Source organism: Candidatus Poriferisodalis sp., assembly GCF_965208485.1.
Taxonomy (GTDB): Bacteria; Actinomycetota; Acidimicrobiia; order Acidimicrobiales; family Poriferisodalaceae; genus Poriferisodalis.
On sequence record NZ_OZ242344.1, the window covers coordinates 553,408 to 576,686 of the forward strand.

At 67.2% G+C, this 23,279-nt stretch carries 19 protein-coding genes; 8 read left to right on the forward strand and 11 right to left on the reverse strand.

Features of this window, described 5'->3' with window-relative positions:
* Positions 1-166 precede the first annotated feature (166 nt).
* Positions 167-1,102 (forward strand): DMT family transporter, encoded by a 936-nt coding sequence (locus ACOGXQ_RS02615; RefSeq protein WP_419945906.1) that lies wholly within the window; start codon positions 167-169, stop codon positions 1,100-1,102.
* 355 nt (positions 1,103-1,457) lie between these two features.
* Here ACOGXQ_RS02615 and ACOGXQ_RS02620 read toward each other — a convergent pair whose 3' ends face one another.
* The 3 genes from ACOGXQ_RS02620 to ACOGXQ_RS02630 form a co-directional block, all read right to left on the reverse strand.
* Complete coding sequence (locus tag ACOGXQ_RS02620; RefSeq protein WP_419945907.1) at positions 1,458-2,930, reverse strand: amidase; 1,473 nt, start codon at positions 2,928-2,930, stop codon at positions 1,458-1,460.
* 85 nt (positions 2,931-3,015) lie between these two features.
* Positions 3,016-3,417: a type II toxin-antitoxin system VapC family toxin gene (locus ACOGXQ_RS02625; RefSeq protein WP_419945908.1), complete on the reverse strand. Its 402-nt coding sequence runs from the start codon at positions 3,415-3,417 to the stop codon at positions 3,016-3,018.
* Complete coding sequence (locus ACOGXQ_RS02630; RefSeq protein WP_419945909.1) at positions 3,414-3,656, reverse strand: FitA-like ribbon-helix-helix domain-containing protein; 243 nt, start codon at positions 3,654-3,656, stop codon at positions 3,414-3,416. Before ACOGXQ_RS02630 ends, ACOGXQ_RS02625 begins: the two co-directional genes overlap by 4 nt.
* Positions 3,657-4,013: 357 nt before the next feature.
* Here ACOGXQ_RS02630 and ACOGXQ_RS02635 point away from each other — a divergent pair, with 357 nt between their 5' ends.
* The 3 genes from ACOGXQ_RS02635 (at position 4,014) to ACOGXQ_RS02645 (ending at position 6,277) form a co-directional block, all read left to right on the forward strand.
* Complete coding sequence (locus ACOGXQ_RS02635) at positions 4,014-4,754, forward strand: dienelactone hydrolase family protein (RefSeq protein ID WP_419945910.1); 741 nt, start codon at positions 4,014-4,016, stop codon at positions 4,752-4,754.
* A gap of 152 nt (positions 4,755-4,906) precedes the next feature.
* Positions 4,907-5,614: an SCO6745 family protein gene (locus ACOGXQ_RS02640; protein WP_419945911.1), complete on the forward strand. Its 708-nt coding sequence runs from the start codon at positions 4,907-4,909 to the stop codon at positions 5,612-5,614.
* A 9-nt stretch (positions 5,615-5,623) separates the two neighbouring features.
* Positions 5,624-6,277 (forward strand): nitroreductase family protein, encoded by a 654-nt coding sequence (locus tag ACOGXQ_RS02645; protein ID WP_419945912.1) that lies wholly within the window; start codon positions 5,624-5,626, stop codon positions 6,275-6,277.
* Positions 6,278-6,284: 7 nt separating this feature from the next.
* Here the strand turns inward: ACOGXQ_RS02645 and ACOGXQ_RS02650 are convergent, their stop codons facing one another.
* From ACOGXQ_RS02650 to egtB, 3 genes are all read right to left on the reverse strand, one after another.
* The gene (locus tag ACOGXQ_RS02650; protein ID WP_419945913.1) at positions 6,285-7,385 is read right to left on the reverse strand and encodes a zinc-binding dehydrogenase; all 1,101 of its coding nucleotides are present in this window, start codon (positions 7,383-7,385) and stop codon (positions 6,285-6,287) included.
* A 71-nt stretch (positions 7,386-7,456) separates the two neighbouring features.
* The gene (gene egtD / locus ACOGXQ_RS02655) at positions 7,457-8,500 is read right to left on the reverse strand and encodes an L-histidine N(alpha)-methyltransferase (RefSeq protein WP_419945914.1); all 1,044 of its coding nucleotides are present in this window, start codon (positions 8,498-8,500) and stop codon (positions 7,457-7,459) included.
* Positions 8,497-9,789, reverse strand: coding sequence for an ergothioneine biosynthesis protein EgtB (gene egtB, locus ACOGXQ_RS02660; protein WP_419945915.1), 1,293 nt, complete (start codon positions 9,787-9,789; stop codon positions 8,497-8,499). The genes egtD and egtB overlap by 4 nt, the downstream gene beginning before the upstream one ends.
* Positions 9,790-10,049: 260 nt before the next feature.
* Here egtB and ACOGXQ_RS02665 point away from each other — a divergent pair, with 260 nt between their 5' ends.
* The 4 genes from ACOGXQ_RS02665 to ACOGXQ_RS02680 all read left to right on the forward strand — a co-directional run bounded on the left by ACOGXQ_RS02665 (position 10,050) and on the right by ACOGXQ_RS02680 (position 16,608).
* The gene (locus ACOGXQ_RS02665) at positions 10,050-13,508 is read left to right on the forward strand and encodes a carboxyl transferase domain-containing protein (protein WP_419945916.1); all 3,459 of its coding nucleotides are present in this window, start codon (positions 10,050-10,052) and stop codon (positions 13,506-13,508) included.
* Between the two features lie 45 nt (positions 13,509-13,553).
* Complete coding sequence (locus tag ACOGXQ_RS02670) at positions 13,554-13,682, forward strand: hypothetical protein (RefSeq protein ID WP_419945917.1); 129 nt, start codon at positions 13,554-13,556, stop codon at positions 13,680-13,682.
* Between the two features lie 330 nt (positions 13,683-14,012).
* Complete coding sequence (locus ACOGXQ_RS02675; protein ID WP_419945918.1) at positions 14,013-15,134, forward strand: hypothetical protein; 1,122 nt, start codon at positions 14,013-14,015, stop codon at positions 15,132-15,134.
* A gap of 121 nt (positions 15,135-15,255) precedes the next feature.
* Positions 15,256-16,608 carry a hypothetical protein gene (locus ACOGXQ_RS02680; protein ID WP_419945919.1) on the forward strand — a complete coding sequence of 451 codons (1,353 nt, stop codon included), beginning with the start codon at positions 15,256-15,258 and terminating at the stop codon, positions 16,606-16,608.
* A gap of 171 nt (positions 16,609-16,779) precedes the next feature.
* Here the strand turns inward: ACOGXQ_RS02680 and ACOGXQ_RS02685 are convergent, their stop codons facing one another.
* The 5 genes from ACOGXQ_RS02685 to ACOGXQ_RS02705 form a co-directional block, all read right to left on the reverse strand.
* Complete coding sequence (locus ACOGXQ_RS02685) at positions 16,780-17,247, reverse strand: VOC family protein (RefSeq protein ID WP_419945920.1); 468 nt, start codon at positions 17,245-17,247, stop codon at positions 16,780-16,782.
* A 45-nt stretch (positions 17,248-17,292) separates the two neighbouring features.
* Positions 17,293-17,811 carry a UGSC family (seleno)protein gene (locus ACOGXQ_RS02690; protein ID WP_419945921.1) on the reverse strand — a complete coding sequence of 173 codons (519 nt, stop codon included), beginning with the start codon at positions 17,809-17,811 and terminating at the stop codon, positions 17,293-17,295.
* Between the two features lie 121 nt (positions 17,812-17,932).
* Positions 17,933-18,736 carry a hypothetical protein gene (locus ACOGXQ_RS02695; protein WP_419945922.1) on the reverse strand — a complete coding sequence of 268 codons (804 nt, stop codon included), beginning with the start codon at positions 18,734-18,736 and terminating at the stop codon, positions 17,933-17,935.
* Between the two features lie 86 nt (positions 18,737-18,822).
* Positions 18,823-21,939, reverse strand: coding sequence for a cell wall-binding repeat-containing protein (locus ACOGXQ_RS02700; protein ID WP_419945923.1), 3,117 nt, complete (start codon positions 21,937-21,939; stop codon positions 18,823-18,825).
* Between the two features lie 247 nt (positions 21,940-22,186).
* Complete coding sequence (locus tag ACOGXQ_RS02705) at positions 22,187-23,251, reverse strand: hypothetical protein (protein ID WP_419945924.1); 1,065 nt, start codon at positions 23,249-23,251, stop codon at positions 22,187-22,189.
* Between the last annotated feature and the right edge of the window lie 28 nt (positions 23,252-23,279).

Genomic DNA, 23,279 nt, shown 5'->3' on the forward strand with positions numbered 1-23,279 from the left:
CAAACATCAACTTCCGAGAGATCGCCGACCGTCCTTGAGCGACGGGCGCCGGAGCGACGGGCGCACAACAGGTTCGCGGCGGCGCTGAGGCATAGTCTCCGGGTATCGGCTCGGCTTGCCCGCGGCCGCGATTTGCAGGCTGGAACGGCGGGGCTGGAGCACGCACATGGCCGATAGCGGACCGAGCACGGCGCCGGGAGCGCCGTACGGGGGGCGCGGCGCACCCGCGGCGTCCGAGCGCGCACTCGGTGTACCCGCCGCAGCCGTGGCGATGGTGGGCTGGGCTGCCTCGGGCGTGATCGCCAAGGGCATCTCCGAACTCGGGCCGCTGGCCGTTGTGTTCTGGCGGATGTGGCTCTACACCGGGCTCGTCGCGCTGTTCCTGTGGGCCAACCGCACCCCGCTGCGGCTGTCGTCGATCAAGGTCTCGTTCTGGGGCGGGTTCTCGCTGGCGTTCGACATCATGCTGTTCTTCGTCGCACTGCGGATGACCACGGTCGCCAACGCCACGGTGGTGGCGTCCCTGCAGCCGCTGCTGATGCTCTTCCTGGCGCCGCGCATCTTCGGTGAGCAGCCGGGTCGGCGCCACTGGGGTCTGGCTCTGGTTGCCATCGGCGGCATCGCCATCGTCGTGCTCGGTTCCACAGGCATCCCCGAGTGGAGCATGCTCGGCGACCTGCTGGCGTTCGGCGCGCTGTTCGCCTGGACCGGCTACTTCGTATTCTCGAAGCTCAGCACCCAGAAGATCGCCGCAGCCCAGTACACGGCCGGCAGTGCGCTGGTGTGCTCTCTGGTGGCGACACCGTTCGCTCTCGCGTCGGGGCAGGTGTTCGATTGGCCGTCAGCTGGCGCGTGGCTGTGGCTGGGCATCATGGCCGTCGGGCCTGGGGTCGCGAGTCACATGCTGATGAACTGGTCGCTGATGCGAATTCCCTCGTGGCTGGGCTCGGTGATGACGCTGGCGATTCCCGTCACCAGCACGCTGATGGCCTGGGCCTTCCTGGGCGATCAGGTGTCGCTATGGCAATTCGTCGGGATGACGGTGGTGATGTTCGCCCTGGCTGCAGTCGTGTTCGAACAATCCCGCACCAAGCTGACCTAGCAGGATGCTGAAATATGCAGGTCTGGCCGGAGCACAAGCCCCTGACCTGCGGGTTTGCAACTGGACACCGCCCGAAAATCGACTTTTTCAGCATCCTGCTAGAGGCTGGTCGGAAAGCCGCTATTTCGGCGTTTGTCAGATGCAAACCCGCAGGTCAGGGACTTGCTGTGTCGGCAAGATCCCCTTTTCCGACCACCCTCCTAGAGGCTGGGCCAGTAGGCGAAGCCGAGGCCCGAGCGGCTCGTGAGCCCGAATCCGATGGGAATTGGGAACAAGAGCGGGAAACAACTGGTGCGGCAACGAAGGGGTTCGCCTACCCGCCCGGCTCCTTGGACAGTCACGTCCGCGAACTCGTTCAGTTCGCGGCGTGGACCGGCGGACGGCGCTGGGACCAGGGTGCCGCCTGTTCCATCTGAGCGGCGACACGCAGCAGCACGTCCTCGCGGCCTGACGCCGCCACGAGCTGGACGCCGATGGGCAGTCCCTCGGGCGACATCCCCTCGGGCGTGCCGAGCGGCACCGAGATGGCAGGCTGGCCGCTGACGTTGAACTGCGGCAGGTAGGGGGTCACCTTGGCCAAGCGTCGCACCAGCGTGCGCTCGTCGCCCTCGACCAAGTAGCCGACCGGCGGCGGCACCACGCCCAGTGTGGGGGTCAGCAGCAGGTCGAAGCCGTCGCCGGTGCCGGGCTGGGGGTTCCACCACTGCACGAGGCGGCGGGTGAAGAGATGCAAGCGCTCCCGGCTCGCCAGGATGTCAGCCCCGCTGATCTTCGTGCCGCGCTGGTAGTTGATCCACGCGACCGGCTCCATGTCGTCTTCGCCCCACGGGCGTCCCAGCACGCTCTCGTAGGAGCGCATCGTCGCCGTGGCGCTGGCGCGCATGATGCGGACGTAGTCGTACATGTAGTCGTTGGTCGCCATGGCTTCGGGCAATGCCGGCTCGACCCGGTGGCCGAGGCCGTCGAGCACGCCGGCAGCGGCTTCGGCGGCTTGGGTGCAGAACGGATCGGTGTCCTCGAACGGGATCGTGGAGCTGACGCCGATGCGCAGTTGCCCGGGATCCTGGCCGACCTCGGCGACGTAGCCATCGGCCGGCGCCGGGTGTGCGGGCACGTAGGGATCGCCCGGCTCGGGACCGGCCAGCACGTCGAGCGCCAGCGCGGCGTCGCGCACGGTCAAGGCAACGGCGCCATCGGTAGTGCCGCCACCCCAGCCCTCGCCGGCCGGGGCGCTCGAGATCCGGCCGCGCGACGGCTTGAGCCCCACGAGCCCGTTGGCGCTGGCGGGTATGCGGATGGAGCCGCCGCCATCGCTGGCGTGCGCGATCGGCACGATGCCCGCAGCCACCGCGGCCGCTGCGCCGCCGCTGGAGCCAAGCACCGTGTGGTCGGTGTGCCAAGGATTACGGGTAGGGCCATACAGCATCGTCTCGGCTGCGGCAGGGCACTGCCCGCCGCCGAGCTCGGGGCTGTGCGAATGGCCGATGCTGATCGCACCGGCCTGAGCCCACCGGCGGGCCACCGCCCCGGTCTCGGTGCATCGGTGGTCAAGCTCGGCCAATCGGCGATTGCCCTGGTAGGCGGGCTCGCCCTCCACTGGGCAGAACAGATCCTTCAGCGCGATCGGCACCCCGGCCAGCAGCCCGTCCCGATAGCCGCTGCCGACCTGTTCGGCGGCCTGCCTCCGGGCGGAGCCGAACGTGTCGACGACGATGGCGTTGATCGTCAGATTCACCTGCTCGCAGCGGGCGATGGCCTCCTCGACTGCCGTAGCGGCGTCGGTCTCCCCAGCCTGCACACGTGCTGCCAGCGCCGTTGCATCGTTCATCTTCGCTCCTGTCGCCGTGGGATCACTGCTTGCTGCGCCAGCCCGCAGCCCCGCCGTCAACGGCGAAGTCTCGCGCACGGAGTGTCTAGCCAGCCGGGTCGAAGATCTCCACCTCGCAGTCGATGCCTGACGCGCGGGCAAGGCGTCCATCGCCAGTCAGCAGCGTCGCGCCGGTGTACTCCGCCAGCGCCACATAGGAAGCGTCGTAGGCGGTGAGATTGTGGCGGAGTTCCCAGCATCGCTCGAGCAGGACCTTGTGGTCGATGCGCATGATCCTCAGGTCAGCGAGGTTGCGAAGGCCGCGCTGTGCCTCCGCAACGGAGATGTCTCCCCGCCGGTTCATGGACCGCAATGCGTGAGCAACCTCGATGTCGATGAGATGGGGGGCGAGCGCCTGCTCGTTCATGATTCGACGGACCGCGACGGGACCCTCGTCGTCGGCGCCGGCCAGCGCCGAGACGACAACACTGGCATCGACAACGATCACTCTGCGTCGCGGTGGGCACGGATGACCTCGACGATGGTGTCGATGCCCAGTCCCGTATCGCCATACATCAACGCCTCGGCGCGCTTGCGTGCAAGCAATTCCTCCATGCTCGTCAATTCAGCCTCTCGGCAGACGGCTTCAAGCATGTACTGCTGCAACGACTGGCCCGAATCAGCCGCGCGACGCTGAAGCTTCTCATGAACCTCGTCGGGCACATTTCGGACTTGAATTGTCGCCATGAGGCCACCCTAGCGCTGAACTAGCGCTAGCAGCGCTGTCTTGGCGCTGCAACCAAGTTGTGCACCTGTGCAAACTTGCGCAGATCAGCAATCAGCCCGTGTGATCACAGCCCGTTCGGGCGATGCTCAGCGGCCCTGCCAGTTGGGCTGGCGCTTCTCGGCGAAGGCTCGGGGGCCTTCTTTGACATCCTCGCTGGCCATCAGGCGAGCCATGGCCGGGCAGGGGTGATCGAAGGCCTCGCCCAGCGGCGAACGCGTGTCTGCCAGCGCTGCGGCTCTGGACGCACTACACAAGGGGCGCACGTGTGCTGCCGCGGCTCTGCGGGTAGGGGCAGCGTCAGCAGCGAGGAGGCAGCGATGTTCGAAGACCACGTCTCGATCGACACCGGTGAGGGCGAGATGAGCACCTTCGTGGTGCACCCCGAGCCCAGCGAGCGGCGACCGGGGCCGTTCCCGACGGTGCTGTTCCTGATGGATGCACCCGGCAAGCGCGAAGAGTTGCACGACATGGCCCGGCGCATCGCCACTGTCGGCTACTACGTGCTGCTGCCGAACCTGTACTACCGGGACATTCCGGGCTTCATCGTGCAGCGTGACGACCCAGCTAGCCGCAAGTTCATGTTCGAGCTGATGACCAACCTGTCCAACGCAATGGTGTCCCGGGATGCCGCTGCGCTGCTGCGCTACGCCGACGCCGACCCGGCTGCCAGCACCGAGCGGGTCGGCACCACCGGCTACTGCATGACCGGCCCGATGGCGATCTGGCTGGCCGCCGACTATCCCGACCAGATCACGGCCGCTGCGTCGATCCACGGTGTGCGACTGGCGGTCGACGCCGCCGATTCACCGCACCTGCGGGCACCCGACATCCGCGGCGAAGTACTGGTGATGTCCGCCGAGCACGACGACTACGTCGACCGGACGCACTACGACCGCCTGTGCAAGACGTTCGTCGACGCCGGCACCGATGCGCAGACCTACTGGGTGGACGGCACTCATCACGGCTTCGTGTTCCCCCAGCGGGAGGTGTACGACAAGCCCGCCGCTGAGCGCCACTGGGAGCTGCTGCTGGACATGTTTGCGCGCCAGCTGCACTGAGCCTGAGCCGACAGGTGAAGCCGTGGCCCGGGCGGCCCGCGAGCCCGTATCGAATCGAAACAGGGAGCTAGAGCGGGAAGCATTGAGCGGGCAGGCGCCGTGGCACGGTGCCACACTGTCGCCCCATGGAAACATGTGAACTTGTTCAGAAAGTGTGCCCGCCCATCGCGACGGTGGGCTCGATGTTCTACTTCGACCCCGCAACGCTGGCCCGCGGCAAGGAGGCAGGCCTCGACGGCTTCCGCCTCTACATGCTGGGCCGCGGCGGCGTGCTCGGCGATGTCGAGGCAGCAGTGGTGCACAGCGCGTTCGGCTACTTCAACCCCGATCTTGTCACCAAGATCTGGAATTCGGCCAAGGAGACCATGGCGCCACGCGACGGGGGCCGGCTCTACATGGAATGCGCGGGGGCCTATGGCTCCGCCAAATTGGCCGGCATCGAAGGGCTGGAAGCGTTCAACGCCGCAGCGGACAAGGTGATCGACGCTGGGATGGTCGATCCGTCCGCCCAAGCACTGTTCGCGGCGATCGCGTCCGAGCCTCGCAGTGACGAAGCCGCTGCGCGGGCATACCAGAACGTGGCCGTGCTGCGGGAGCTGCGCGGGAGCCTGCACCTCGTGGCCATCGTGGCCTCGGGTCTGAGCACCGAGATGGCTCACCGTGTGCGCCGCCCCGACGACGTCGAGATGTTCGGCTGGACCAACGACGCCGAAGTCACCGACGAGCATCGGGCGAAGTGGGAAGCCGCCGAGGCCCTCACCGACGATCTCGTCACGCCGATCTACGGCGTGCTTGATGACGCTGAGGCGCAAGCGCTGGCCGACGGCGTCGCGGCCATCGAAGCCGCCCTCAGCGGCTAGGGCTGCGGGGTGACGCTGTCGCTGAGCGTCGACGAGGCGCTCGCCACCACGCGGGCTGTCAGGCGCCGGCTCGACTTCGACCGGCCGGTAGACGCGGTGCTGCTGCAGGAATGCCTGGAGCTTGCGCTGCAAGCGCCCACCGGATCACTGCGCCAGGACTGGCATTTCGTGGTGTCGACGGACCGAGAGCAGTGCCAGGCCGTCGGGAGGATCTACCAGGAGATCTGGCTGGGCCGCATCGACGACAACTGCCTGGCCAAGGCCGCAGCAGCCGAGACCGACCCGACGGCCCGAGCCGACTGGCTGCGGATGATGGACTCGGCCCGCTACCTGGCCGAGAACTTCCCCCGCACTCCGGCGATCTTCGTGCCATGCATCGAAGGCCGGCTCGACGGCGCGCCCGCGGGCCTGCAGGCGCTGCGCTGGGGCTCGGTCATCCAGGCGGCATGGAGTTTCTGCCTCGCCGCTCGCAACCGGGGCCTCGGCACCTGCTGGACCACCGTGCACCTAGCCCGTGAGCAGGAAGTCGCCGAGATTCTGGGCATCCCCTCCGACGAGGTGCAACAGGTGGCGCTGCTGCCCGTCGCGCACACCATCGGCACCGATTTCAAACCCGGCCGCCGCAAGCCCTTCGACGACTTCGTCCACATGAACGGCTGGTAGCTGCCGGTCAGTCGAAGACGAGGATCGATCGGCCGGCGATCCGTCCGTTCTCGAGGTCGTCGACCGCTTGGCCGATGTCGTCGATCGCGTACTGCTGCGTCACCAGCGCGTCGAGGTCAAGGTCGCCGTCGGCATGCCACTGCAGGAAGCGGGGGAAATCGACCGCCGGTTCACAGCTGCCGCCCAGGCTGGAGATGAACGCCCGCTCGCCGATGAACAGGTGCAGTGTGTCGAGTTCGAGGCTGCGCTGGGGTACGCCGACGAGTACCGCTGTTCCGCCGCGGCTCTGGCCGAACTCGCCTGAGCGCGTGGCCTGGTGGATCTGCTCCATCGTGCTCTGGTGCCCGATGCAGTCGAAGGCGAAGTCCACGCCGCGCAGCGGCTGACGCAGGATGTCGAAGCGCTGCTCGTCGGTGGTGAGCGCCCGGATCGCTTCGACGGGATCGCAATCGGAGGCGTTGACGCCATGGGTGGCCCCGAAGCGCTTCGCGAACGCCAGCTTCTCCTCAGCGAGGTCCACGGCGATGATCGGATCGGCGCCGACCAACCTCGCCGCCGCCACCGCGGCCAGTCCGACGCCTCCCACGCCGAAGACGGCCACGCTGTCCGCGGCCTTCACACCTGCGGTGTGGAGCACAGCGCCGGCGCCGGTGATGACCGCACAGCCGATGATGCAGGTGGCCTCCACGTCGATGCCTTCGGGCACCTTCACCACGAACATCTCATCCGCGATGGTGTGAGTGGCCCAGGTGAACACGTTGATGGAGGTCGCTGTGCGGCCGTCGCCCAATTCGAGCCGCAGCGGCCCGCCCCGGCGGCGTGCGCTGGCCTGGTCCTTGGGCACCCACGTGACCATCACGGTGTCGCCCGGTGCCAGACCGGTCACATCGGGACCTACCGCGACAACCTCGCCGGTGGACTCGTGGCCCAACACCTGCGGCGCCGCCCGCGGATTGTGGATGGCGTGGAGCTGGCTGTGACAGATGCCCGACGCGTACTGCTTCACCACCACCTCGTGCCCGCTCGGTTCGGGCAGCGCCACATCCAGCACTTCGGGCCCGGCACCGGCCTCCTGCGGGATGACAACAACTCTGGCGTCAACGGGCATCGCAGTCCCCTTCCTTGCGCTGCCCCGCTGTCTAGCGGACACCGGCGGGCGTCTTGGCCCGGAGGCCGTCTTCAGGACTGGCGGACCCGCCGGGCCAGGGTCAGGGCATAGTCGCCCTCGGCGTCGGTCCACATCCGCTGCACCACAAGCCCCGCGGCGCCGAGTTCTGCACGCACGCGCTCGGGACGGAACTTGGCGCTGATCTCGGTGCGCATCCGTTCGCCAGCCGCGAAATCGACAGTCATCTCCAAGGCTGGGATGTGCACGGTCTGGGTCCGCAGAGAGCGCAGGCGCATCTCGATCCAATCGTTGCCAGCGTCGAATACCGCCTCATGGGCGAAGGCGTCGAGGTCGAAGTCCGCGCCGAGCTTGCGGTTGAGCACCGACAGCACGTTGAGGTTGAACCGGGCCGTGACGCCGGCGGCGTCGTCATAGGCGGCCACCAGGCGGCCGGCATCTTTGACGAGATCGGTGCCCAGCAAGAACGTGTCACCCGTTTGCATCGCACCGGCGACGGCATCGAGGAACGCCGGCCGACGCGCCGGTGAGAAGTTGCCGACGGTGCCGCCAAGCAGCATCACCATCGCAGGCGCACGGGGCAGCGCGCCGGGCGGGGCGTCGGCGTCGTCGAGCGGCAGATGCCCGAGGTGGTGCTCGAAATCGCCGACGACACCATGCACTGCCAGACCGGGGTATGCCGCGGCCACCTCCCTCGCAGCCGCGCGCAGCGTGGCCGCGCTGTTGTCGAACGGCACGTACCGGCGCAGCTGACCGGCGGCCGCGAATGCATCGAGCAGGATGCGGGTTTTGGTCGAGGTTCCCGATCCCAGCTCGGCGATGCAGTCAGCTTCCGAGGCGGCTGCGATGGCATCCGCTTCCCGTTCGAGTATCTCCCGCTCACGTCGAGTCGGGTAGTACTCGTCGAGATGGGTGATCTGATCGAACAGCTCGCTGCCGAGGTCGTCGTAGAACCACTTCGGCGGCAGCTCTTTGGGCGTCGACGAGAGGCCCACGGAGACGTCGGCGCGCAGTTCCCGATCTGACCAGCCGGCGTCGAGCCAGTTGTCGACCGCGGGATCGACAGCGACCTGAACCGCCTCGTCGGAGAGCGTCATCGCGCGTCCGCGGCCAAGCGCAGGCCGGAGAAATGCCAGCGCGTGTGGGGGTGAAAGAAATTGCGATACGTGGACCGGATGTGGCCCTCAGGCGTGGCACAGCAGCCGCCCCGCAGCACCATCTGGTTGACCATGAACTTGCCGTTGTACTCGCCCACCGCACCGGGCGCCACGCGAAAGCCCGGGTACGGGCTGTAGGGGCTGGACGTCCATTCCCACACGTCGCCGTACATCTGCTGCAGCGGCACAGAGGCTCCAACGCCTGCATCGGGCGCAGTCGGAGCCGGGGCGGGGTGCAGGCCGGCACCGCGACCGATGTTGCCAACCATGGGCAGGCCAGCCGCGGCGTGCTCCCACTCGAATTCCGTCGGGAGCCGAGCGCCCGCCCAGCGAGCAAACGCCTCGGCCTCGTAGTAGGACAGGTGGCACACGGGATCGCCCGGCGCCACGTCCTTGAGGCCTTCCAGGGTGAACACCTGCCAGCCGTGCGCGGCGAGGTGCCAGTACGCGGGCGCATCCCAACCGTGGGCCATGCGCTGGCCCCAGCCATCGGACAACCACAGCGTCGGGGTGTCGTAGCCGCCATCGGCCATGAACTCCAACCACTGGGCGCAGGTCACCGGGCGGTCGGCGAGACGGAACGGAGCCGTCAGCATCTGATGGCGAGGCCCCTCGTTGTCGAAGGCGAAGCTGCGGCCGTCATGGCCGACGGTGATCTCGCCGCCGTCGAAGCCGACCCAGCGAACGTCACTCGCGCAGCTCGACCCGGTGCCGGCCGTCGGCGCGCTGCATGGCGACCGGTACGCCGGCCACAGCGCCGGGTTGCACGACAGCACGTGCTTGATGTCCATGAGGATCAGCTCTTGATGCTGCTGCTCGTGGTGCAGGCCCAGCGACACCAGGTCTGCGACCTCGGGGGCGACGGCTCCGCACATCAGTCGCTCCATCGCTGCGTCGACGTGACGGCGGTACGCCGTGACCTCGGCACACGACGGACGCGACAGGTATCCACGCTCTGGCCGCGGGTGTCGCTTCCCGATGGTCTCGTAGTACGAGTTGAACAGGAATCCGAAGGCAGGATCGTGCTCGATGTAGCCGGCGAGATGCGGCTTGCACAAGAACGTCTCGAAGAACCAGGTGACGTGAGCGCGGTGCCATTTGGTGGGGCTGACATCGGGCATCGTCTGGATGCACTGGTCTTCATCGCTGAGCGGTGCGGTAAGCGCATCAGTGTGCGCCCGGACCGAGCGGTAGCTCCCGAGCAAGCCTGGCGAGGTGTTGCTGGTCATACAAGTGGCCATAGGGCCTGCGGCAGGGTAATCCGACTTTATGAATCCAGTGCAAGCTGAACATGGACGAGCGCTCATGCTTTTGGCGATCGCGGGCCGGAATTCGCATGGACTCGAGGCTGCTTGCGCGCTCAATCGACGCGAACCGGGTGCTCTGCGGTAAACACGCGGAGCGGAATATGCGTGCCATGGCTGCCGCGATCCGCTCGCGGTCGTGTGCGCCTGCACACAGCAGGGGTGCGAACAGGGAGACTGCATCGATGGGCCTGAAGAAGCTGCTGATTGCCAACCGTGGCGAGATTGCCGTGCGGGTGGCGCGGGCAGCGAGCGAGCTCGGCATCGGCACCGTCGCGATCGCAGGTGACGATGACACCGCCTCGCTGCACACTCGCGTCGCCGACGAATCGGTCACGCTGGAGGGGCGCGGCGTGGCCGCCTACCTCGATGTCGACGGTGTGGTCGACGCGGCCGTGTCGGCCGGTTGCGATGCGATCCATCCTGGCTACGGGTTCCTCGCGGAGAACCCCGCCTTGGCGCTTGCCTGCAAGGCCGTCGGCATCGTTTTCGTCGGACCGACTGCGCTGCAGCTCGAGCTCTTCGGCGACAAGCTGGCTGCGCGGGCGCTCGCCCAGCAGCACGACGTTCCGCTGCTTCCTGCCACCTCCGAGCCAACCTCGGCTGAGGCAGCGCAGGCCTTCTTCGCCGAGCACGGGCCGATCATGATCAAGGCGCTCGCCGGCGGCGGCGGGCGCGGCATGCGTGCCGTCCGCTCAGCCGGCGAGCTCGAGGCTGCCTACGAGCGCTGTGCCAGCGAGGCCGCGGCGGCCTTCGGGAACGGGGATCTCTACGTCGAGCAGCTCATCGAGCGTGCCCGCCACATCGAGGTGCAGATCATCGGTGACGGCGAGGCAGTCGCCCACCTCGGCGAACGGGAATGCACGCTGCAGCGCCAGAACCAGAAGATCGTCGAGATCGCGCCGTCGCCCACACTGCGGCCCGAGGCCCGCGAAGCCGTGTGCGGCGCAGCGGTGGAGATGGCGAGGGCAGTGAGATACCGCAGCTTGGGCACATGGGAGTTCCTCATCGACGCCGACGACCCCGACGCCATTGCGTTCTGCGAGGTGAACGCTCGCATCCAAGTCGAGCACACGGTCACTGAAGAAGTCACCGGTGTCGATCTCGTTGCCGCGCAGCTGCGGATCGCCGGCGACGCCCGTCTCGCCGACGTGGGATTGGCGCAACGGGATGTGCCGGCGCCGCGCGGCTATGCCATCCAGTGCCGGATCAACACCGAGTCCATGCAGCCCGACGGCACCGCCCGTCCCAGTGGAGGCGTGCTCAGCGCCTTCGAGCCGCCCACCGGTCCGGGCATCCGCACCGACACCTACGGGTACGTGGGCTACGGCACCAATCCCAGCTTCGATTCGCTGCTCGCCAAGGTGATCGCCTGCAGCCTCAGCCCCGACTACGCCGACGCGGTGCGCCGGGCACGCCGGGCATTGGGCGAATTCCGCATCGACGGCGTCGCCACCAACCTGGAGTTCCAAGCGGCGCTGCTCGACCGGCCCGAGGTGATCGCCAACGACCTCACCACCAGCTTCCTGACCGAGCACGCAGATGAGCTGTGCACAGCCGCTACCTCTGCCGCGACGCTGTGGGCGCCGACGCAGCCGCCGACGCAAACCGGCGCAGCGGGAAGAGCCGGTGCCGTCGTCGGCGGCGATCCGCTGGCGGTGCTTCGACACGGCGACATCGACGATGCTCCGGCTGACCGGGCCGCCTCCGACGCCGTGCGGGCACAGGCCATGTCTGCCGGCACGGCTTCGTTGCACAGCGCGCCGGCAGGCGCGTGGCAGCGCAGTGTGCCCGTGGCGACCGTGGCCGGTCCTGACGGCAGCATTGCCGTGGCAGCACCGCTGCAGGGAACCATCGTCTCGCTCGCCGTGTCCGACGGCGATCCCGTCGCCGAGGGCCAACAGGTCGCCGTGATGGAGGCCATGAAGATGGAGCACGTGGTGACCTCGACGGTCACCGGCATCGTGCGCATGCTCGGCGTGTCACCCGGCGACACGGTGTACGAGGGGCATTCGCTGCTGTTCGTCGAGGAAGCAGAGGTGGACGTCGAGCTTGTCGAAGCAACGGCAGCCGTCGATCTCGACTGCATCCGGCCCGATCTGGCCGAAGTGTTCGAGCGCCGCGGCTTCGGCCTCGACGAGAACAGGCCCGAGGCAGTGGCCAAGCGTCACGGTCGCGGGCATCGCACCGCACGGGAGAACCTGACCGACTTGGTCGATGCGGGCACGTTCGTGGAGTACAGCCCGCTGATGGTGGCCGCACAGCGGCGCCGGCGCTCGATGGATGACCTGATCGCCAACACCCAGGGCGACGGCATGGTGGCAGGCGTGGCCAGCGTCAACGGTGAACTCTTCGGCCCCGAGCGCTCCATGGCCATGGTGATGTCCTACGACTACATGGTGCTTGCGGGCACTCAGGGCGGGAACAACCACCGCAAGAAGGACCGCATGTTCGAGATCGCCGAGCACAACCGCCTGCCGGTGGTGCTGCTGGCCGAGGGCGGCGGCGGACGGCCCGGCGATACCGACGGCATCGGCGGCTCGGGCCTGGACTGCTGGGCGTTCACCTTCTTCGCGCAGCTCAGCGGCCTGGTGCCGCTGGTGGGTGTCACCAATGGGCGCTGCTTCGCGGGCAACGCCGTGCTGCTGGGCTGCTGCGACGTGATCATCGCGACCGAAGGCTCGAACATCGGTGTCGGCGGCCCGGCCATGATCGAAGGCGGCGGTCTGGGCGTGTTCCGCCCCGAGGAAGTCGGCCCGGTGGATGTGCAGTGGCCCAATGGCGTCATCGACGTCCTCGTGGCCGATGAGGCTGAGGCGATCGTGGCTGCCAAGCAGTACCTGTCGTACTTCCAGGGCGACGTCGACGAGTGGGAATGCCACGACCAGCGGGAACTGCGCCACCTGATACCCGAGAACCGCCTGCGGGCCTACGACGTGCGCGAGATCATCGACAAGCTCTGCGACGTCGGCTCGGTGATGGAGCTTCGCCGGGGCTGGGGACCGGGCTGCGTGACGGCGCTGGCACGCATCGAGGGCAGCCCGATCGGCGTGGTGGCCAACAACAACCACCACCTCGGCGGCGCCGTCGACGCCGACGCCGGCGACAAAGCCGCCCGTTTCATCCAACTCTGCGATGCGCATGACATCCCGCTGCTGTTCCTGTGTGATACGCCCGGGATCATGGTGGGCCCCCAGGCCGAGTACGAGGCCACGGTTCGTCATGCCGCTCGCATGTTCGTGACGGCGGCCAACGTGACGGTGCCGTTCATGACCATCGTGCTGCGCAAGGGCTACGGGCTGGGCGCGCAGGCCATGGCCGGCGGCAGCTTCAAAGCGCCGACCTTCACCGTGTCCTGGCCCACCGGCGAGTTCGGCGGCATGGGCCTCGAAGGCTTCGTCAAGCTGGGCTACCGGCGCGAGCTCGAGGCCATCGAAGATCCCGAAGAGCGCATAGCGGAATACGAGAAGCGGGTGGCCCGCCTGTACGAGCAGGGCAAGGCTGTGAACACGGCGACGTTCTTCGAGATCGACGACGTGATCGACCCCGCAGAGAGCCGCGATTGGGTCCGCATGGCGCTGCTCGCAGCACCCAAGCCGCCCCCACGCACCGGCAAGAAGCGCCCCATGGTCGACACCTGGTAGCGCACCCGCCAATCCCATCTTGGCGCACTCTCTGAGGTCCGAATCATGGAACACCGCGACAGCCGAGTCGTCGCGCCGGAGTCGAAGCTCACCGCCATCGTCACCGACGACGACGTCCGGCACCTGCGCTGGCCGGCAGAGCGCCTCGGCGGCAATCTGCTTGACACCGCCTGAACGCGCGAACCGAACCCATGACAGCGTCCGCTGCCCCGGCACAAGCGGGGTTGGCCAAGTGTGTTGGCCTGGGCGGGCCAGCCCACACAGTGATGTGCGGGCTTGTGCAGGTCAGCACGCGCAGTAGTGTGGTGCCGGATCGAGTGCGGGCGTGATCCCGCTGCGTGCTGCGCAACCAGGAGGCTGGCATCAGATGAGCGTTGCTGGTTCCCCGCTGAGCGTCTCGTCGGGCTCGGGGCCGCGACGCGGTCGTCCGGTTCGGGGGGGGGGGGGGGGGTAGCCCCCGTGAGGCCCCGCCGGCGAGGGGTTGCTCTGTTAGCGGCGGCGGTCGTGGTGGTCTTGGGGGCGTCGGGGTTGTTCGCGGGGCCGTCGCATGCTCAGGGGTCCACGGCGGTCACGACTGAGCCGTCGGATGCTGCGGGCGATTTTCCCGGGTCGTATCTGAACGGCGCGTCCACCGCGGGGGTGGTGCGGCCGGGCACCACCAGCAGCGGCCATCTCACCGAGGATCTCGACACCGGCCACGGCACCACCGGCGACTACTGGCGACTGGAGCTGCCCGGAGGGCGCAGCTACCGGCTGCAGCTCACCATCCCCGGCGGTTCTCTGTCTGCGGGCCGTGGCGGGCGGCTGGGGTACGGGTTCGAGCACACCGACGGCACGATCTCCCATTACGGCGACGGCGACGACTTCAGAGACGACGGTCTGGCGTACATCCACGTCAGCGGAGGCTCGCGGCGCTATTTCGCGAAGGTGTCCGCCAGCGACCTGCGCAACGGCGACGAGTCGCGGGTCTACAACGGCCCCTACGAGCTGGACCTGACCGACATCACCGGTACCGAGCTGATGGTCGAGAACACCTACACCGACGACGACAACGACACCGACACCTCCGAGACCATCACCAAGAGCGAGCGTCTCAAACGGCGGAGCGGCTCAACGGTTGTCGGTCGTCGGTTCTCGACGACGATCCAGACCGGCTCTCACACGCATGGGTACGTCATCGACCGCTTCCGCGTCCTCGCGCTGGGGAACGGCAAACCTCTTGGTGGTGGGCCTTTCGCCGCGCTGTACGAAGGCACGGTCGACCCGGACTTCAGATCCGCCGACGACACGCCGCTGTGCACCACGGACCTCCTGGACAGCTTCGGGGGCACGGGGGGGTGGTTCACACCAAACAAGGTCTACGGGGTCACGATGCTGGCCACCGACTGTGCCGATGTCGCCCTCGACGCCTCCTCCGCCTACACGCTGATATTCCACACAAGTTTTGAGGACCCTTTTCATTTTCTCTCACTGACCGACGGCGACAGCGAGTACGACTACGACTCGGGCTGGTCCATCGGCAACGCAGCACGCGTCCAAACAAGCCGAATCTGGAGTGACGTCAGCGGCTCGGCTGTGCCCCGATTCAAGATCTACGCCAGAGAGCTGCCCGCCGGCGGCCTGTAGAGAGCGCCCACGAACACCCCAAAGTCACGAGTCCGCACTTCTCGTCGGAACTTTGGGCACGGACGCCGCACCATCGCACTCGGCAAGATTGCGCCGGAAGTCGTTTCTAGGCTTCGACGTCGTGCGGCACCGTCCCGATCGGCTGTTCCTGCTGATGGGAGGCGTGCAGGGACTGGCATTCGCATGGGGCCTGCCGGCCATGGTCTGGTGGGTGGTCGATCTGCGGCTGTCACCGTTCCGGCTCGCCGCACTGGGCACCGCCCTGGTGCTGACGATTCTCGTGACCGAGACGCCGACCGGCGTGGTCGCCGACCTCTACAGCCGCAAGTACTCCGTGGTCGCGGCCTACGCCGTCATGGGCACAGCGATGGCGTTGGGCCCGGTCACAGAGATGTTCGGAGCTCTCGTCATCTGGCAAGTGCTGTGGGGTATCGGCTGGACGCTGCAGAGCGGCGCTGCCACGGCGTGGATGACCGACGAGCTCGCCCACCACGCGTCGCATTCACATCGCAGTGCAGCGCTGATGCTCGTCGAATCCCCGACTTCAGGCGAAGACACCGAAGATGAAGACAGCGACATCGCCCGCACCGATCACAACCGCCAAGTGGACGGGCTCATCGTGCGCCATGCCATCTTCCGGTCCGTGGGTGTCATGGTCGGTCTTGTGGCCGCGACCGTAACGGGCGCTTGGTCGGTGCGGGGATCGATGGCCGCGATGGGGATGCTTGCGATCGCCGCAGCCGGTTACTTGGCCGTCACGATGCCCGAAGCCGGGTTCGAGTCGCCCCGACGGCGGGCCGGCGGCGCACCCAGGCCGGCGCGCACCGGTGCCTGGAACGACGCGATCACACTCTGGAAGCGCGGCGCGTGGCTGGTGCGCCGGGACCCGTCACTGCTTGCGGTGACCCTGTCGGCTGCCATCGCTGCGGGTGCTTGGGAAGCGAACGACCGACTCTCTGCCCTGCGTCTGTTCGATCTCGGTCTCATCGATCTCAGCAGCCGGGAGGCAGTCCTGTTCTTCGGCGCAGCCTGGTTCGTGATGTCGGCGCTGGCGATCCCGATGATGACGTGGCTTCGCCGGCGCCTCGAACGATCAGACGCAGACGAGCAAAGCGGTCAACGGGATGCGTGCCTGCTGGCGCGATTCCTGACGATCGCCGCTGTGGGCGCACTGGCACTTGCGCTCAGCCCGTGGTTCGCGATCGCTCTCGCCGGCTGGGCGGTCCTCGATGTCGCCGGGGAGACTGCCTATTCCTTGACCGAGGCGATGGCAAACCGGCATGCGGAGCCTGCCGTGAGAGCCACCGTGGTCTCGTTCGTCGGCCAGTCCCAAGCCGTCGGGGAGGTGGCGATCGGCCTCGGTCTGGGCGTTGTGGCGCAGCTCGTGTCGCTGCCGGTCGCGCTGGCCGCAGCGGGCGTGTTTTTTGCTGTCTCAGCGGCGCCCGTCGTGCTCGTAGCCCGCCGGAGTGGCTGAGCGAACCGCCCTCGGGTGCCGGCGAATGCCGCTGGCGTCGGACTCAGAGGCTGAGCCGGCAGGCGAAGCCGTGGCCCGAGCGGCCCGTGAGCGCAGCGAACAAGACCGGTCAACAACAGATGCGACCACGGAAACGCCAAGCCGACTGCGTGGCTCCTCAGGCCGGCTCGCTCAGCCGTCCGCCATCTCGGCCATGGCAGCCTCCGAGCGGCGTGCCATCTCTTCGGCATCAACGTCTTCGATGTGGGTCGCTAGGTTCCAGCGATGACCCCACGGATCCTCGATCATGCCTGAGCGGTCGCCGTAGAACTGGTCCACAATCGGCCGCACCTCAGTGGCGCCCGCCGCGAGCGCAGCAGCAAATGTGGCGTCGACGTCCTCCATGTACAGGTTCAGCTGCATGGGCGAGCCGCCGTAGTGCTTGGGCGAGTGGAACTCCATCTCGGGGAATTCGTCGGCAACCATGATGAGCGAACCGCCCAATGCCAGCTCGGAGTGGCCGATCTTGCCGCCCATGTCGATGCGCATTCGCTCGGTGAACCCGAGAATCTCCGTGTAGAACGCGATGGCGTCTGCGGCGCCGTCGATGCTCATCGCCACCGAGATGCGCGGGTAGTCGTCGGGAATGGGCTTCACCATGTTCTGCTGCTCCAGTAGATCAAGGGTGGGTAGTTCGTGCGAATGCTACTGAGCCGTGAGCACTGCGACGGCTGCCGAGGTGGCCGATTCGGCACGAGCCACAAGTCCCGCTTCGTCGGCGCTGGCGATGGGGTGCTCGATAACGGTGAACGGGTGGTCCGGCACGCCCTGCACGCGGGCCATCAGCTCGGCAGCGCTCACAAACGCACTGGTCATCACGCTGACCGCGGGCACGCCGACCCGTTCGGCGGCGACAGCGTCGTGCAGACTGCACGACGAGCAGCTGCCTCAGTCGCCCACACCGGCCAGCACCGCGTCCCAGCCCATCGCCTCGGCCAGCAGCTCGTGCTGCGCGGGCGCGCTGTAGTTGGGCTTGGTCCGGCGGATCACCTTGGCCACACCGTGACGGTCGCGCAGGAGCCGTTCCATATGGTCGAAGAACGGCCGGGTGTTCTCCTTGCCGTTCGAGATGATCCCGATGGTGGCGCCTTCCAGCGTCGAGAGCCGGGCCGGTGCTGCGAACCCTTCCGGCTCCTGTTCGTGGGTGGGGTTCAGCAGTTCCACGCGGTCCTCCTCGTGGTCTTCCGTGCGCCGTCTCGCCCCAGCCAACGCCCGGATGAGCTGCATGGCTGCGTGGCTGCATGCTGCATGGCTGCATGCTGCCACGAGCCGACGTGCAACGCACTCAACGGCGCTCTGAGTTCGGGCTGCTGGCGTCGACGCGTCCGAATCCCGCCGCCAGGAACTCGAGGACATCAACGGCGGGATCGGCAGATTCCACGATTCTGCTGTAGGGCAGCGACGCACCGCCGAATGCCGCATCGTTCCAGTAGGGATCACTGCGATCCACGTCACCCCACGGTCCCACGTAGACGTAGGGGTGGGGATGGGCGGCATCGCCGGGCGACAGGCCGTAGGTGGCTCGAGTGCCGACGTCGGCGTCGCCGATCGCTGTCGCTATGTCGAAGTGGCCGGGCCACAGCTGGATCTCGTCCGCGTCGTCGGCACCGGACACAACACACAATTGCGCCAAGACGTCGGATCCCAACCGGTACCACGCCGAGAGGTGGGCGCCCATCTCGGGACTGACGCGCAGCCAACGGTCGGGATCGCCCAATTCGGGACTGTCGTGCTCACGCGCCTCCGTACCCAGTGAGACACCCACGAATCTCGCGGCTGCATTCAGCGTCGTGATGGGCATGGCACGCACCACGCCGCCCTCGTCGGCGAACATCTCGTCACCTCCGATCCATACGCGGCATTCCATCTCACCGGCACGGCCCATCGAGACATCGAACAGCGGCGTGCCGAATCCCTGCGGCAGGCTCCGCAAGCCGAAGCGGCCCGTCGCCACCCGCCGCGCCTCACCCACTACTGCGTAGGCGAGTCGGTGGTAGTCCTCGACCGATGCGAGGTAGTCGTCTGGCAGATCTGGCAGCAAGCCTGAGTGCGTAGTCGCCGACCGGTGCCGACTGCGGATTTCGTCCATGCTCGGAGTCTGGCGCGACCGGCGACCCGAGCGGTCGCGCGGACTGACTGATCTCGCAATCCACGATTGCCGCGGCAGCGGCGCGGCTACGGCTGCCAAGCCGGTGCCGAATACATCGTGCCGCTCGAGCCGATGAGACGCCGCTTGCCGCTGCCGTCGGGACGAGCGGCGATCAGGATGCCGCCGCTGGCAAAGGCGATCCACTCGCCATCGGGTGACCAGGCAGGGTCGGCGCCGAAAGTGAGAGACGTTTGATTGCTGCCGTCTGCGGCCATGACCTCCACCGTCCTGAACCACAGGAGCCGTTCGATGTAGGCGATGTGCGAGCCGTCCGGAGACCACACCGGCTCGAGGCTGTGCGCACCGCCGGAGGTCAACGCGGTGATGCCGGTGCCGTCAGCGCTCATCCGGTAGATCTCGACGTCACCGACGGTTGCGATTGCGGTATAGGCAATCTGGGTGCCGTCCGGGGACACCGCGGGTTGTTGATCAGGCCAGTCGTTGTCGGTGAGCTGCTCGTACTCGGTTCCGTCGGCGTTGATGACGGCGATCTCGCTGTCCCCGTCATCGGTGACATAGTAGATACGGGTGCCGTCCGGCGACCACACCGGACTCTCGTCATCACGGCCATTATCAGTAAGCTGAACCACACCAGACCCATCAGCACTCATAACCCCGATCTCAGCGTCACCGTCATCGAACACGAACGCAATGCGCTCACCGTCCGGCGACCACACCGGACTCTCGTCATCACGGCCATTATCAGTAAGCTGAACCACACCAGACCCATCAGCACTCATAACCCCGATCTCAGCGTCACCGTCATCGAACACGAACGCAATGCGCTCACCGTCCGGCGACCACACCGGACTCTCGTCATCACGGCCATTATCAGTAAGCTGAACCACACCAGACCCATCAGCACTCATAACCCCGATCTCAGCGTCAATCGGCTTGCTGTTGAAAGCAATCGTGGTGCTGTCGGGCGACCAAGCGAAATCGCCGACCCGGTCTCTGCTGCGCAGAAGCACCGAGCCGTCGTCGCCGTCGTCGTGCTCATTGTCGGTGAGCTGGCGGGAGTCTGTGCCGTCGGCGTTCATGACAACGATCTCGTAGCTGCCATCCTCGGTTGAGGTCAAATAGGCGATCTTGCTGCCGTCAGGCGACCAGGTCGGGCGCGAGTCTGGTCGCTGGTTTGTGGTGAGCCGTGTCGGATCCGAACCGTCGGCATTCATCACATACACCTCGTACTGAGTTCCCACAGCCCGCAGGAAGGCGATCTTGGCGCCGTCGGGTGACCAGGCAGGCTCCTTGCCGCTGCCGAGATTCGTCGCGGCACCGCCGTCGACCGGTGCCACGTAGATCTGGAATCTGTTGACGAACGCCGCCTTGGTGCTGTCCGGCGACCACACGGCGTCGCTGTCGTTGGTGGCGTTCCTGGAGAGCTCTACATGGTTGGTGCCGTCTGCGTTCATCACGAACACATCCGAGTCAGTCCCGTTGCTCGCCACGTACATGATCTTGCTGCCATCGGGCGACCACTGCGGCTCTCGTGCGTGGAAGCTGGTGAGCGCCGCAGCGTCTGTTCCGTCGGACCGAACTGAGTAGAGATACGGATCCCAGCCGTCGGCGCTGTCGTACAGCAGCTTCGTGCCGTCGGGCGACCACGCCGGATTGCGGTCGGTGCGGCTGCCGTCGGTGAGGTTGCGGGCACCGGTGCCGTCCGCGGCGGCTGCCAAGATGGCAACGCCGCCGTCGACGGCCACCGAATAGGCGATTTCCGCGCCGTCTGGCGACCAGTTTGGTGCTCCCGTGTCATTGTCGTGAGCGGTGAGCTGCCGCGGATTGCCGCCGTCAGCGTCGATCAAGAAGATGTTGGCCGGACCGCCGTGCACGACAAACGCAATGCGTCCATCGCCGTCGATGCCGTTCCCCGCGCCGCTGTCATCATCACCGCCAATGCCGCCGCTTCCCCGGCTGTCGGGTCGTTCACCGCCGCTGTCGTCGGCACCGCCACCACCACCGCCACCGCTGCTCGCAATAGGACCGGCACCGCCGTCGGCACCAGATCCTCCGCCGCTGGAACCTGCGCCCCCGTCACCGCCCCCGGTGCCGTTCCCGCCACCGAGACCGCCACCGCAACGAGCGACTACAGATCCAGGCCTTCCGTCGGGCACAGATGACAGGGCTGATTCGGCGACCGAGGCAGTCACCGCTGCGGTGCCGCCGAACACGTGAATACTCGCAGCGGGATAGCACTGCAACCGCTGCACAGCAGCGTCGACCAGGCTGTCTGACTGAGTCAGCAGCAGCGGTGCGCACAACTCCGCCAAAAAAGGTGCCGCGCTGAGCGAATCGAACGGGACATGTCCCGTCGCCAGCCCCACGGCGCCGCGTGGCGTGCAGGTGCCCCGGTTGCGGTGTCCGTGAGTGCGGTCCAGCAGCCTCGCCGCGATCTGTGCAGTCTCGTAGCGCGTAGCGCCTGCGAGCCTCGTGACTTCGACACCCAACGATTCGATGTCGCGCTCGGCCTCTTTGCCGATAGCAACTGCACCGCCCATGAGCACGACATGGTCCACCGATCGAGCGGCGTCCGCGAGAAAGACACGGGTCGGCGCCGCCAGTTCTTCCTGCGATGTCAGCAGAATCGGATGACGGCCAATCGCCGCAAGCGGCCCGGCCGCGAGGCCGTCGGCAAATGCCTCCCCGCTCGCCACGATCGCTGTCCGACCAAGGCCCGGCAGGCGCCCCGGCCTGCCGAGTTCGGCTGCCACAACGGCGGCTGTTGAGTACTGATCGTCTCCGCCGAGCCGTTCGGCGGGAATGCCCGTATCGCTCAGTGACTTCAGCACCGCATCTGGCACCGAGTTCGCATCCCCTACGGCCACCGCCTTGGGGATGTCCACGCTGCTCAGCCACGTCAGCGCCGATTCGCTGAATCCCTCCGGATGCACAAGCAGCACAGGAGCATCCAAGGACGCTGCCAACGGTGCAGCTACGACAGCGTCGTGCCATGACGTGCCTGCAGCAAGAACGACCGCACCGATCTGACCGCTGCGTTCAGCGATGAATTGCTGTGCGACGATCAGCGAGGTCTCGTATCGGTCGATGCCGCCATGTCGGCTCAGGTCTCCTGTTGATGCTGCTGCTGGCAGCGCTCCTGAGATCACGACGCCGACTGCGAACACCCACGCCGCGGCCACTCGGCGGACCGACTGACGACGACAAGCACGCTTGCGCGATGAGCATTCGGGCCGCGCATTGGCGGCGCTCCTCGTTACTTTGAACCCGGCGTGGCGTCGTCTCCCGGCATCTGGCGATTCTGTCATGGCCAGATTCTGTCATGGCCAATAGTGAGCCCGTATCGCAGCAATGGCCACCGACTCGCTCAGGGAAGCTGCAGGAGGGCGACGCGGCACCGGGCGTCTCACCCTCAGAAGCGATGTTCTTCTACTTGATCTCGCAATCCACGCAGGCTCCGACGGCCACGGTGGCGGCGCGGCTGCGGGTGCCGAGCCAGGGCGGGATGACCGCTGCGAATCCGCCTGCTGGACCGCCCGCGGCGACGATCAGAAGATCCTCCGGCGATTCGAGCGCTGGATAGGTGCGCTCGGCCCGGTTCTTCACGACCGCTCCCTTGCCAACGGCGTCCCAATCTCCCCGGCGCACCGTGGCCCGCTCATACACGCGCGCGGAGATGTCGTCTTTTGACCAGCCAGCGGCATCGAAGTGGTTCCTCAGTTGAGGCGGGAGCACCACCGCGTAGTTGCCCGGCCAGATGGAATAGTTGAGCTGGTTGGCGCGTATCTCCGCGGCGAGGGTCTCGCACAGTTCGGCGGGGTCGGTGGTCCACTCGTTCATGACCTGCCGGGGCGCCATCGAGGCCACCGCTGTCACCGACGACACATGGCCCCGCTCGGCGGGTGCTGTGCCGAGCCGTTGGTCGCCGAGCGAGAGCCACCCGGTGGCCTCCTCGTCCTCGGCGATGCAGTAGCCGAGCTTGCCGGGATGTCCCAGCGTCGAGCGATCGATGCCCCCGGGCTTGATGTCGAGCACGTTGGCGAGCACCAGTCGCACCGCCCGGCTGATCACTGCCCGTGAGCGGTCGGCGCCGCCGAGTGCGCTGAAGGTGGCATCCATTGCCAGCTCGCGCCGGATGGGTCCGTTCACGATGAGCAGCACCGCGCAGCCGCCCGTGGAGGCCGTCGGCCCGTGCAGGCCGAACTCGGGCTGCAGCAAGGCCGTGAGCGCAGTCACCACGACCGGGAAATGGGGCGGCAGGCAGCCCGCCATCACAGCGTTGACGGCTGCCTTCTCGGCGGTGATGGCACGGGCCCGCACCGGCTCGATGCCGATGAGATGATCGGGCGCCAGCATCGCCCAGTCCAAGCAGGCGGCCACGGCGTCGTCGGTCGGCGGCACCACCGGCAGCCCGTCGGTCCAGCCGCGTGAGTGAAACGCTTCCTGCGCTTCGAAGAGGTCCTCGACAGCAACACGGCCCGATGCAAGCTTCATGGGCAAGACCCTACGGCGGGTCAGGTAC